Below are 12,408 nucleotides of genomic sequence, written 5' to 3'. Positions count from 1 at the left end.
GGGTGACCGGACCGGCCCCGCCGGCGTGCCGCGGAAAGAGCCGAGGACGGAGAACGGAAGGCGGATCAGCGTACGGGAGTGAAGTCCCGCGCCCCGATGAACTCCGGGCGCGGCACCGGCGCCGCGAACGGTGTCACCGCCGCGTTCTCCACGCTGTTGAAGACGAGGAAGACATTGCTGCGGGCGTACGGGGTGATGTTGTCCCCCGAGCCGTGCATACAGTTGCAGTCGAACCAGGTCGCCGACCCGGCGCGGCCGGTGAACAGCCGGATTCCGTGCTGGTCGGCGAAGCGGGTGAGCGCCTCGTTCGACGGGGTGCCCGCGTCCTGCATCTGGAGCGACTTCTTGTAGTTGTCCTTCGGCGTCTCGCCCGCGCAGCCCAGGAACGACTTGTGCGAACCGGGCATGATCATCAGTCCGCCGTTGGTGTCACGGTTCTCGGTCAGCGCGATGGACACCGAGACGGTCCGCATATTGGGCAGCCCGTCCTCCGCGTGCCAGGTCTCGAAGTCGGAGTGCCAGTAGAACCCCGACGCGCCGAAGCCCGGCTTCACATTGATCCGGGACTGGTGGACGTACACATCCGAGCCGAGGATCTGCCGGGCACGGCCCACCACCCGCTCGTCGCGCACCAGGGCGGCGAAGACCTCGCTCAGCTTGTGCACCTCGAAGACCGAGCGCACATCCTGGGACGTGGGCTCGATGATCGAGCGCTCGTCGGCGCGTACGGCGGGGTCGGCGATCAGCCGGTCCATCTCGGCCCGGTAGAGCGCGACCTCGTCGTCGGTGATCAGATTCTCGACACCGAGGAATCCGTCGCGCTCGAAGTCCGCCAGGTCGCCCGGGACGATGGGTCCCGGCGCACCGGGCGCCGACCAGACGACGGGGTCCTGGCGCGGGGTCACCACCTCGCCCACACCACGGGTCGGATAGAGATCGGTGCGTACGGCGGCGGTTGTCATGCTTCAGTCCTCCTCGGTGATCAGGGGGTAGACGCCGTTCTCGTCGTGGTCCTCGCGTCCGGTGACGGGAGGATTGAAGACGCAGACACAGCGGAAATTGGTCTTGGGACGCAGGGTGTGGCGCTCATGGCCGTCCAGGAGATACATCGTGCCCGGCTCGATCCAGTGGGTCTCGCCGGTCTCGTCGTTGGTGAGTTCGGCCTCGCCCGCCACACAGAGGACGGCCTCGATGTGGTTCGCGTACCACATGGAGGTCTCCGTACCGGCGTACAGCACGGTCTCGTGGAGCGAGAAGCCGACCTTCTCCTTGGCGAGCACGATCCGCTTGCTCTCCCAGGTGCCGGAGGCCGATCTCACATGGCGGTCGGTGTTCTCGATGTCCTTGAACGATCGGACGATCACGGTGCGTCGCTGCCTTTCCTTCGGCGGAGGGTGTTCGGGAGTGGGGGAGGGGCAGGGGCAGGGGCAGGGCCGGTACGGGGTGTCAGGCCGTTTCGCGGACGCTGCGGGCGAGGATGCGCAGACCCTGGTCCAGTTCCTCGGGCGAGACGGTGAGCGGCGGCAGCAGCTTGACCACCTCGCTCTCCGGCCCCGAGGTCTCCAGCAGCAGCCCCAGCTCGAACGCCCGGGCACAGATCGCCGAGGCCCGCGCCTTGTCCTCGAACTCAAGGCCCCACACCAGGCCACGGCCCCGGAAGCTCACACCGCTCTCCCCGCTCTCGGCCACGACGGCCAGCAGTGCCTGCTCGACCTGCTCGCCCCGGGCGAGGGTCTGCTTCTCCATCTGGCCGTCCGCCCAGTAGGTGTCGAGCGCGGCGGCGGCGGTGACGAAGGCGGGGTTGTTGCCGCGGAAGGTGCCGTTGTGCTCGCCCGGCTCCCAGATGTCCAGCTCCGGCTTGAACAGGCAGAGCGACATCGGCAGCCCGTAGCCGCTGATGGACTTCGACAGGGTGACGATGTCCGGGATGATGCCCGCCTCCTCGAAGGAGAAGAAGCCCCCGGTACGGCCGCAGCCCATCTGGATGTCGTCGACGATCAGCAGCATGTCCTGGCGCTCGCACAGCGCCTGGAGCGCGCGCAGCCACTCGGCGCGGGCGACATTGATCCCGCCCTCGCCCTGCACGGTCTCCACGATCACGGCGGCCGGTTTGTTGAGCCCGGAGCCCTGGTCGTCCAGGAGCCGCTCGAACCAGAGGAAGTCCTGCACCTGGCCGTCGAAGTAGTTGTCGAACGGCATCGGCGTGCCGTGGACCAGCGGGATACCGGCCCCGGCCCGCTTGAAGGCGTTGCCGGTCACGGCGAGTGAGCCCAGCGACATGCCGTGGAAGGCGTTGGTGAAGGAGACGACGGACTCCCGGCCCTTCACCTTGCGGGCGAGTTTGAGCGCCGACTCGACGGCGTTGGTGCCGGTCGGGCCGGGGAACATGACCTTGTACGGCAGATCGCGCGGCCGCAGGACGATGTTCTGGAACGACTCCAGGAAGGCGCGTTTCGCCGTCGTGGCCATGTCCAGGCCATGGGTGATGCCGTCGCGGTCGATGTAGTCGATCAGTGCTCGTTTGAGCACCGGGTTGTTGTGGCCGTAGTTGAGGGAGCCGGCTCCGGCGAAGAAGTCGAGGTAGGTGTGGCCGTCCTCGTCGTGGAGGTGGCTGCCCTGCGCGCGGTCGAAGACTGCGGGCCAGCCGCGGCAGTAGCTGCGCACCTCCGACTCCAGGGTCTCGAAGACACTCAGGGCGGGCGGTGTGATGGTCACAGCGAATCTCCAGTCGGTGGTCAGGCGGAGGCGGAGAGATGAGGGGGCCGGTCGGCCGGCGGCGGAAGGAGACCGCTCAGCCGGCGGCGGCGAGGGGGCCGATGCGGTAGAGGACTTCCGGCTGGTGCGCTCCCGTACCGGGGTGGCCGGGGCCGCCGGGCCCCGGTGACCGGGCGGTCCGCGCGGACTGTGCGGCTTGCCCGGCCCGCGCGGTCCTCCCGGTCTCCGCGACGGTTTCGTGACCGGTTTCCGGGCCCGTCTCGTGGCCGGTTTCCGGGCCGGTTTCGTGGCCGGTCTCGCAGCCGGGCTCGTGACTGGTCTCGTGAGGAGTCCCCTGGGGGGTCTCCTGGGGGAACAGATCGCCGTCGAAGAGGACCTCGCGTTCCAGCCGGGCGCCGTGGCGCCTGGCGAAGGCGGTGAACAGCCGGTCGGACGCGGTGTTGTCGGGGGTGACGGTCGTCTCCAGCTCCCGGATGCCCCGGTCGCCGGTGACCTTGGCGGTCAGCGCGTCGAGCAGCACTCCGGCCAGTCCCTTGCCGCGGTACGCCCGGTCGACCGCGACCTGCCATACGACCAGGGCCTGCGGCCGGTCGGGCCGTGCGTATCCGGTGACGAAGGCGACCGGCGCGCCGTCGGCGCCGCGGGCGACCAGCGAGGTGGCCGCGAAGTCGCGACACCACAGCAGATAGCTGTACGAGGAGTTGAGGTCCAGTACCTCGGAGTCGCGGGCAATGCGCCAGAGCGCGGCTCCGTCCTCCACTCGTGGGGTGTCTATGGTCGTGAATTCGCTCGGGGGGGTGGCTCGTACAAGGTCTTCTTGTGCGGCGGTCATGTCCAAGTAATTTACCGAGCGGAATCTGAAAATGCATGGCGGGGAAGGGTTGGGTGAATGAAGGTTCTGTGTTATCGCGCGGGCGCGATCCCCGATCACATCGAGGGGTGTTTTTGGATGGTTTGTGCCGTAAATAAGGTACAAAAGGTACCGCTTGTGCGGTCGATCACACGTCGATAACTTCTTTGGGGATCCTGTCGAAACCTTGGCGTTTAGGGTTGGGGATCCGGGGCAGACGAATACGGGAAGCTGTCATAAAAAGCAGCTTCCCGTAATTCTTGAATTACTTGGCGCTATTTTATTTTCGGGGGGATGGGGAATCGGTCATGCCCATGCCTTGGTTACGGCACGCCCGGCCGCCTCCAGATCCACCGTGGCGCCCGATTCCGCCAGCGCCGCTCCCAGCGCCGCCAGCGACGACCGCACCGCGCCCCGGGTGGCGTCCACGCCGTAGTGGTTGACCCGGATCATCTCCTTGGACAGCGGCCCCCCACCCGCGATCAGCGGCAGCGAGGGGTCGGCGGCCAGCGCGCGGGCGACCAGACCGGCGGCGTCGGTGCCCGCCGGGGCCCGCAGCGTCGTCGCCACCGGAGCCGCGTCCCGCGCCTCGTAGACATACGGCTCCAGGCCACCGCCGAGCGCCGACGCCCCCGCGCGGGTCGCCGCGGCGGCCGAGGCGTGGCGGGCCATGACGGCATCCAGGCCCTCCGACTCGATGCGCTCTACACACGCCTGGAGCGCCAGCATCTCCAACTGCGCGGGCGCGTGCGGCAGCGCCGTACGGCCGCCGTCGATCCAGCGTTCCTTCCAGTCCAGCAGGGAGAGGTACGAGCGCCGGGGCGCGGCCGGGTTCGCCGCGAACCGCTCCCAGGCGCGCTCGCTCACCGACACCGCCGACACCCCGGCCGGGCCGCCCATCGCCTTCTGCGCGCCGATCACACAGAGGTCGACGCCCCAGGCGTCCGGCAGCAGCGGCTCGGCGGCCACGGAGGCCACCGCGTCCAGCATGAAGAGCGCGCCGTGCGCCCGGACGACCTCACCGATCTCCGCGACCGGGTTGGTGTTGCCCGTCGCCGCCTCCGCGTGTACCAGCGAGACGAAGTCGATCTCCGGCCGGGCGCTCAGCGCCTGCTCCACCTGGGCCGCGGTGACCGCGGTGTGGAAGGGCACATCGAGGTCGACCACCTTCGTGCCGCAGTCGCGCAGCCAGTTCCCGAAGGTCTGTCCGTACGGGCCCGTGACGACGTTCAGCGCGGTGGAACCGGGCCGGGCGCCGGCGCGGATACAGCCCTCCAGCGGCAGCAGCGCCTCACCCTGTGTGATCACCACGTCCTGCTCGGTGCCGAGCAGGACGGCGACCCGCCGTTCGATGCGCGCGAACTGTGCGGCGGTCAGCGGGGGCAGGTCCAGAAGCGGATGTGTCACGGCGGTGCCTTCTTAAGGGAATCTAGTTGTGAGGAAGCAGAGAAATCAGCGGAATCAGTGGAACCAGCGGAGTCAGCAGAGTCAGCGGAATCGGTGGAATCGGTGGTCTCGACCGGGCCCGCCGGATCCCGACGGGGCCCTCGGTCGAGGGTACCCAGGCCCTCGTACAGTGCTGACATGAGCGATCACACGGTGCTGCACATCAAGGGGCGGGTGCTCGCCGGCCCCGAGGACGTACGGGACGAACTCTGGGCCGTCGACGGGCGCATCACCTACGAACGGCCGCCCGCGGCCGTCGGGACGACGGCCGTCGAGGGGTGGGCGCTGCCCGGCCTGGTCGACGCGCACTGCCATGTGGGGCTCGACCGGCACGGCCCGGTCGACGACGCGACCAGCGAGAAGCAGGCGCTGGCCGACCGGGAGGCGGGCACGCTGCTGATCCGGGACGCCGGATCGCCGTCCGACACCCGCTGGATCGACGACCGCGAGGATCTCCCCAAGATCATCAGGGCGGGCCGGCACATCGCCCGCACCCGCCGCTACATCCGCAACTACGCCCATGAGATCGAGCCGGACGACCTGGTCGCGTATGTCGCCCGCGAGGCCGGGCGCGGTGACGGCTGGGTCAAGCTCGTCGGCGACTGGATCGACCGGGACGCGGGCGATCTGACCGCCTGCTGGCCGCGCGGCGCGGTCGAGGCGGCGATCGCCGAGGCGCACCGGCTGGGGGCGCGCGTGACCGCGCACTGCTTCGCCGAGGACTCGCTGCGGGATCTGGTCGAGGCGGGCATCGACTGTATCGAGCACGCCACCGGACTCACCGATGACACCATTCCGCTCTTCGCCGAACGCGGGGTCGCCATCGTCCCCACCCTCGTCAACATCGCCACCTTCCCGGCGCTGGCGGACGGCGGCGCAACCAGATTCCCCGACTGGTCAGCCCATATGCGGCGGTTGCACGAACGCCGTTACGACACGGTCCGCGCGGCGTACGACGCGGGCATCCCGGTCTTCGTCGGCACGGACGCGGGCGGCTCGCTCGCCCACGGTCTGGTGGCGGAGGAGGTCGCCGAACTGGTGAAGGCCGGAATCCCCCCGCTCCAGGCCCTGTCGGCGACGACCTGGGGAGCGCGGCAGTGGCTGGGCCGGCCGGTCCTGGAGGAGGGCGCGCCCGCGGATCTGGTGGTCTACGACTCGGACCCCCGCGCGGACGTCCGGGTACTGGCCGCTCCACGGCGGGTGATCCTCAACGGCCGCGTGGCGCCCTGAGGGGTTGTGGCTGTCCCGGGTCCGGTCGTGTGACGCCCTGAGGGGTTGTGGCTGTCCTCGGTCCGGCCGTGCGGCGCCCTGAGGGCCTGTCCACGGTCCGGTCGCATGGCGCCCTGAGGGCCCGTCCCCGGGCCGGTCGTGTGACGCCATGTCGCCAAATCGCTGTGTTGACCTAGCGTGACCACATGCCCCGGCGGTTCGTTAAACCCTTTTCGCCGCGATTCCGGCGGTTGACCCGGCGCACCACCTTTCTGACCCTTCAGTGTTGCCTCAGGGGAACACTCGTACCTCACAAATCGAATACAGTCACGGAAACCCCCCTTTGGAGTGAACTAGCGTCAGGTATCTGTCAGTTCACTCTCAGTACGTAAAGATTCCCCTGTCTCGGTCGCCCCGCCCACACGTCCCTGTGGTCCGGCGGGCGACGCCATGTCTCTTGTGGGGGTTCCACCACCTTGAACAGCAACACCTTCCGCATGCCCGCCCGCCGCTGCGCCGTCGTCACGGCCTCTGTCGCGCTGGTCGCCGCCCCGGTGGCCCTCGCCGGTCCGGCGCAGGCCACCGGGGGCGGCGCCGAGGGAAGGGCGAGTGCGGTCGTCCTGCGGGCCGGACTCGATGTGTCCCTGCTCAACAAGACCGTCCAGGTCCCGCTCACCGCCTCCCTCAACGAGGTGAAGGCGCCCGCCAGTGCCGAACAGACCGCGCTGACCGTGCAGTTGGACGGGGTCGACAAGGGCAAGCCCTTCCAGCTGCTGCGTGCGGACGTGGCCACCGCCAAGGCCACCGCGGACAAGCAGCGGTCCGAGGGGTACGCCAACCTCGCCCGCGCCAGGGTCCATGTGCCGGGACTGCCCCTGCTCTCGCTGATCGAGGTCGAGAAGGTCACCTCCAAGGCCGTCTGTGCGGCGGGGCAGCAGCCCACCGCCGACTCGAATCTGCTCGGTCATGTGAAGGTGCTCGGCAAGAAGGTCACGCTCACGGCGGGCGGTCAGACCAAGGTCACGGTGGAGGGCGTCGGCGAGGTCACCCTCGATCTGTCCAAGACGCACACCACGTCCCGTACCGCCGCCGCCACCGCCCTGGAACTCAAGGTCGCGGTCAACCCGCTCAAGCTGAACGTCGCCGAGGTGAACGGCTCCGTCACCCTGGTCGAGGCCAAGTGCGAGTCGCCCGAGGCCCCGGCCAAGGAGGCTCCGGAGGAGCCCAAGGAGCAGGAGCAGGAGCAGGCGGAGGGTCCCGCGAAGGAGGAGCCCGCGAAGCAGGCCGGTGCCACGGCGACCCCGGGTGTCAAGGCGCTCTCCGGCGGGGAGCCCACCGAGAACCTGGCCGAGACCGGCGGCAGCTCCACCACGCCGTACCTCGCGGCGGGCGCGGCCGCCCTGGTCGGCGTCGGCGGCGCCGCGCTGCTGGTGGCGCGCAACCGGGCGAAGGCCCGCGCGCGCGGCTGAGACCGTACGAATCCTGACGGGACGCGAGGAGCGGGGACCCGGGGCCGACGGGCCTTCCGGGTCCCTGTTCCAGGTCGCCGCCCCACCGGCGCGTGGTCTGTTCACGTCACGCTTCGGACACAGGCATTTGCACGGGCTCACCTGGGTCTTTACAGTTCCTCCATCATTGTGGTGCTCTGTACCGTCCTTGGGGGGACCATGCACACCAGAATCACCGGACACACCAGGCACACCATGCGTGCCGGAATCGCGGCGCTGCTCGGCGCCGCCCTCGGCGGCCTCGTGCTCAGCGGATGCGGGGACGACTCCGAGCCTCGGCCCGCCGTCACCGTCACCGAGACCGTAACGGCGGACGGCGCCGCCCCCGCCGGCTCCGGGACCGAGTCCGGGTCGGACCCGGCGGAACCGGCCGCCGACGAACCCTCCGACGACACCCACCGGCTGACGGACACCGTGGTCTACGAGAACAAGTCCACCATCACCCTCTCGTCGTTCGCCCGGGGCGTCTCCACGGACACGGCGAGCCCGGAGAACACGCCGTACGTGAAGTTCACCCTGAAGGTGACGAACGGCACGAGCGAGAAGATGGACATGGCCATGTTGACCATCGGCTGCCAGTACGGCGACGAGGGCAAGGACAGCGAGCAGGTCTTCGACAGCGCGGCGGGCCTGGACGGCCCGTCATCGACGCATGTGCGGCCGGGCCGTTCCAGCACCGCGACCATCGCCTGCGAATTCCCGAAGGCGGAGAAGTATCTCCAGATCGAGATCGCGCCCGACACCGACTCCCAGACCGCGATCTTCGCCGGGGATGTGAAGTAGCACCGGGGCCGGCCGTTGTGGGTACGCCTTGCGGCCGACGCCTGCCGTGCGCGCGGGCATCCCAGCTGACGAGAGCGAAGCGCGCTGACCGGGCCCGAGCCCGACCGCAATGCCCGGGCCCCGAGCCCGACCGCGCCGCCCGGGCCCGGTGGCGGCGGGAGCCAGGTCGCCCGCCGGGCCCCGATGCGCCCCGCCCGATCCGGTGGAAGCGCCCGGCAGACGGTATCGCCTAATCGCCGACCATCGTCAGAGCCTGGTCCAGCGCCTGGAGAAAGCGGTTGGTCGTCGAGCGGTCCCGTACCGCGACGCGCAGCCAGCCCGGACCGAGGCCGGGGAAGGTGTCACCGCGGCGGACGGCGAAGCCCAGCCCCCGCAGCCGCTCCCGCACCCGCGCGCCGTGCCGGACGTGGACGAGGACGAACGACGCCTCGGCCGCACCCACCACCCGGGCCTCCTCGAACTCCGCGAGCCCCGCCAGCAGATGGGCCCGCTCGGCCGCGATCAGCCGCGCACCCCGGTCCACCTCGTCCAGCGCCGCCGGGTCCATGCACGCCTGGGCAGCCGCCAGCGCCGGAGTCGACACCGGCCACAGCGGCTGGGCCCGCTCCAGCGCCCCGATGGTCTCCGGCCCGGCGAGCACATAGCCGATCCGCAGGCCCGCGAGCCCCCAGGACTTGGTGAGGCTGCGCAGCACCACCAGGCCCGGCACATCCGTACGGCCCGCCAGCGCCTCGCGCTCGCCCGGCACCGTGTCGATGAACGCCTCGTCCACCACCAGCAGCCGCCCGGGACGCGCCAGGGAAACGATGTCGGACGCCGGGTGCAGCACCGAGGTCGGGTTGGTGGGATTGCCGATCATCACCAGATCCGCCGCGTCCGGCACGGCCGATGGGTCCAGCCGGAAACCGTCCTCCTCGCGCAGCAGCAGCCGCCGCACCCGGTGCCCGGCATCCCGCAGCGCCGCCTCCGGCTCGGTGAACTGCGGGTGCACGACCAGTGGGTGGCGTACCGGCAGGGCACGCGCCAGCAGCACGAACGCCTCGGCCGCCCCCGATGTCAGCAGCACCCGTTCCACCGGCAGGCCGTGCCGGTCCGCGACCGCCGCCCGGGCCGCCCGCCCGTCCGGATACGCCGCGAGCGACGTCAGCGAACCCGCGATGTGCTCCCGCAGCCACGCCGGGGGAGTGCCCGCCCGTACGTTCACCGCGAGATCGGTCAGCCCGGTGGCGTCCAGCAGCTCCGCGTCACCGTGATGGCGCAGGTCGTGCGGGTCGTCAGTGTGCGTGTGCATGGCTGCCGTGGTGATGGCCGTGACCGTGGCCATGGTGATGACCGTCGTCGTCGGGGTGGAAGTGGGGCTGCTGCGGCAGACCGACCTTCTCCTCGAAGCCGGGCAGGGCTATCCGGTAGACACAGGAGTCGCAGTTCATCCGGATGTCGCCCTCGACGGCCTCCCGGTAGCGCTCCATCACCAGATCGAGCAACTCCTCGGTGGGGCCGAGCACATCGGCCGAAGCGACCTCCACCTCGGGATGGGCCGCCGCCCACGCCTTCGTCTGGGCGAGCACCCGGTCCGGGAGAATTCCGGTGAAGAGGAAGTACGGCAGGACGACGACCCGGCGGGCCCCCAGCCGTACACACCGGTCGAGGCCGCTCGGCACATCGGGCGCGGCGAGCGACACGAACGCCGTCTCGACCCCCGCGTACCCCCGCCCCTCCCACAGCAGCCGCGCCGCCTTCAGCACTTCGGCATTGGCGTCCGGGTCCGTCGAACCCCGGCCCACCAGCAGGACGGTCACCTCGGCGCGGTCGACTTCCCCGGCGGGGCCGTCCCCCAGGGCCTCCGCGATCCGCCGCTCCAGCACCCGCAGCAGCCCCGGGTGCGGCCCGAGCGGACGGCCGTACGTGTACGAGATCCCCGGGTGCCGCTCCTTCTCCCGGTTCAGGGCGGCGGGGATGTCCCCCTTGGCGTGCCCGGCGGACACCAGCATCAGCGGTACGGCGGCGAATCGCCGCACCCCCTGCTCGACCAGTTCGGTGACTGCCTCGCCGAGCGGCGGCGGCGACAGCTCGATGAAGCCGCCCGTGACGGGCAGTCCGGGATGGCGCCGCCCCAGCTCCCGTACGAAGTCCCGGAACGCCTGGGCCCCGGCGTCGTCACGGGTGCCGTGGCCGGCGATGAGCAGTGCGGGCGGCGTGGTCACGCGGTCTCCTTGGGATGAGGGTGGTACAGCAGGGCGTTGAGCGCCGCCGCTGCGACGGCGCTGCCACCTTTCTCGGACACATTGCTGACGGCGGGCAGCCCGCTCTCCCGCAGGGCTGCCTTGGACTCGACGGCTCCGACGAACCCCACGGGCAGCCCGATCACCAGAGCCGGCGCCGCGTCCAGCGTCAGCAGCTCTTCGAGCGCGGTGGGCGCACATCCGATCACCCAGATCGCCCCGGACCCCACCTGCTCGTACGCCAGCCGTACGGCATGCGCGGAGCGGGTGAGCCCCGGCCCCGCGGTGGCGTCCTGGAGTCGGCAGACGGTCTCGCGCCGGGTGATTCCGGCCGCGACCATCTCGACATCGACGACGACGGGCGCACCTGTGTGCAGCGCGTCGTGCGCCGCGACGAGGGACGCCTCGTCACAGACCAGATCGGTGGCGTAGTCGAGATCGGCGGCGGAGTGCACCACCCGCTCGACCACCGCGCGCGTCAGCTCCGGCAGCCCGCTGGTGTCGAGCCGCGCGCGCAGCCGCCGGAACGACTCCTGCTCTATGGGATGGACAACACGGGTCATGGGGCGGCTCCGGGGCGGGCGAGGGGGCGATGTGACGGGGTACGGATCCGTACCGGGGGGACGGCGCCCGGCTCGTGGGGCCCGGGCGGCCCGTGCGGCCGACGGGCATCGGGCCCGTTGTCTCCCGCTCCGCGGGGAGCGGTCCCGCGGTAGCCGGTGCGGCTGCCACCGGTCCGGCCGTCCGCCGGGACAGCGGGGGCCGGCGGGCCCGTGGGGCGGCCGGTTGTCGGCAGGGCGGCACGCGCCCGCGCCGGGCACGGGCTCGCGCCCGGTCATGATTGCCACCGATAGCCACGTGGGGTCACCATGCGGCCCGCGATGGTGCGGGTGGCCGTGTTCCCGACCGTCACGACGGTCATCATGTCCACCGTCGCCGGATCCATTCCGGACAGCGTCGTCACCCGGCTGGACTGGTCGGGCCGCGACGCGTTCCGCACGATCCCGACCGGGGTCTGGGGCGCCCGGTGCTCCGCCAGGATCGACAGCGCCTTCGGGAGCTGCCAGTCCCGCCCCCGGCTGCGCGGGTTGTAGAACGTCACGACGATGTCGGCCTCCGCCACCGCCCGCACCCGCCGTTCGATGACCTCCCACGGCGTATGCAGATCGGAGAGGCTGACCGAGACATGGTCGTGCCCCAGCGGCGCGCCCAGGACCGCCGCGGCGGCGAGCGCCGCGGTCACCCCCGGCACCCCCACCACATCGATGTCGTCGGACGCCTCCGCGAGCGCGGGCGAGGCCATCGCGTACACCCCGGCGTCACCGCTGCCGATCAGCGCCACGGCGTGCCCGGCACGCGCCTCGGCCACGGCGGTACGGGCGCGCTCCTCCTCGGCCCCGAGCCCGGACTCCAGCACCCGCGTCCCCGGCCGGAGGAGATCGCGGATCTGGTCCACGTACTGGTCGAGACCGACCAGCACGGACGCCCGGCGCAGTTCGCCGACGGCGCGCGGGGTGAGCAGATCGCGCGCTCCGGGCCCCAGCCCGACCACGGCGAGACGCCCGCGCGGTTCTTTGCGGACCACCGCGCAGGTCGCCATCGCGGCCCGCCCCTCGGGGCTGGACTTCCGCTTGGGCACCAGCAGTTCGCCGCCACCGGCCAGGGCCGCCGCCTC

General features: G+C 71.0%; 11 protein-coding genes and 1 pseudogene. 3 read left to right on the top strand and 9 right to left on the bottom strand.

All coding sequences use genetic code 11. From position 1 onward, the window contains the following. Positions 1–65: 65 nt before the first annotated feature. From thpD to ACWF94_RS18515, 5 genes and pseudogenes are all read right to left on the bottom strand, one after another. Positions 66–962, bottom strand: a complete 897-nt coding sequence (gene thpD, locus ACWF94_RS18535; RefSeq protein ID WP_453488969.1) for an ectoine hydroxylase — start codon at positions 960–962, stop codon at positions 66–68. 3 nt (positions 963–965) lie between these two features. Beyond that, positions 966–1,364 carry an ectoine synthase gene (locus ACWF94_RS18530; RefSeq protein ID WP_453488966.1) on the bottom strand — a complete coding sequence of 133 codons (399 nt, stop codon included), beginning with the start codon at positions 1,362–1,364 and terminating at the stop codon, positions 966–968. Between the two features lie 82 nt (positions 1,365–1,446). Continuing rightward, positions 1,447–2,715: a diaminobutyrate--2-oxoglutarate transaminase gene (ectB, locus tag ACWF94_RS18525; RefSeq protein ID WP_453488963.1), complete on the bottom strand. Its 1,269-nt coding sequence runs from the start codon at positions 2,713–2,715 to the stop codon at positions 1,447–1,449. Between the two features lie 340 nt (positions 2,716–3,055). After that, positions 3,056–3,547: pseudogene (ectA, locus tag ACWF94_RS18520) on the bottom strand (diaminobutyrate acetyltransferase); the annotation flags it as partial. A gap of 324 nt (positions 3,548–3,871) precedes the next feature. After that, positions 3,872–4,972, bottom strand: coding sequence for a pyridoxal-phosphate-dependent aminotransferase family protein (locus ACWF94_RS18515; protein ID WP_453488960.1), 1,101 nt, complete (start codon positions 4,970–4,972; stop codon positions 3,872–3,874). 177 nt (positions 4,973–5,149) lie between these two features. Between ACWF94_RS18515 and ACWF94_RS18510 the strand changes: the two genes are divergently transcribed. The 3 genes from ACWF94_RS18510 (at position 5,150) to ACWF94_RS18500 (ending at position 8,511) form a co-directional block, all read left to right on the top strand. Beyond that, positions 5,150–6,241, top strand: coding sequence for an amidohydrolase family protein (locus tag ACWF94_RS18510; protein ID WP_453488957.1), 1,092 nt, complete (start codon positions 5,150–5,152; stop codon positions 6,239–6,241). A gap of 455 nt (positions 6,242–6,696) precedes the next feature. Further along, on the top strand, positions 6,697–7,689 hold the full coding sequence (locus ACWF94_RS18505; protein ID WP_453488954.1) for an SCO1860 family LAETG-anchored protein: 993 nt from the start codon (positions 6,697–6,699) through the stop codon (positions 7,687–7,689). Positions 7,690–7,887: 198 nt separating this feature from the next. Then, the gene (locus ACWF94_RS18500; protein ID WP_453488951.1) at positions 7,888–8,511 is read left to right on the top strand and encodes a hypothetical protein; all 624 of its coding nucleotides are present in this window, start codon (positions 7,888–7,890) and stop codon (positions 8,509–8,511) included. Positions 8,512–8,740: 229 nt separating this feature from the next. On the opposite strand, the gene cobC is transcribed toward ACWF94_RS18500, so the two are convergent. The 4 genes from cobC to cobJ all read right to left on the bottom strand — a co-directional run. After that, on the bottom strand, positions 8,741–9,802 hold the full coding sequence (cobC, locus tag ACWF94_RS18495) for an Rv2231c family pyridoxal phosphate-dependent protein CobC (RefSeq protein ID WP_453488971.1): 1,062 nt from the start codon (positions 9,800–9,802) through the stop codon (positions 8,741–8,743). After that, positions 9,786–10,715, bottom strand: a complete 930-nt coding sequence (locus ACWF94_RS18490; protein WP_453488948.1) for a sirohydrochlorin chelatase — start codon at positions 10,713–10,715, stop codon at positions 9,786–9,788. The genes cobC and ACWF94_RS18490 overlap by 17 nt, the downstream gene beginning before the upstream one ends. After that, positions 10,712–11,296, bottom strand: a complete 585-nt coding sequence (locus ACWF94_RS18485; RefSeq protein WP_453488945.1) for a precorrin-8X methylmutase — start codon at positions 11,294–11,296, stop codon at positions 10,712–10,714. Before ACWF94_RS18485 ends, ACWF94_RS18490 begins: the two co-directional genes overlap by 4 nt. A gap of 272 nt (positions 11,297–11,568) precedes the next feature. Then, on the bottom strand, positions 11,569–12,408 hold an 840-nt coding region (cobJ, locus tag ACWF94_RS18480; RefSeq protein WP_453488942.1), incomplete at its 5' end, for a precorrin-3B C(17)-methyltransferase.

The sequence above is a fragment of the Streptomyces sp. NPDC055078 genome (genome assembly GCF_053607985.1).
This window is presented reverse-complemented; position numbering and strand designations above follow the sequence as displayed.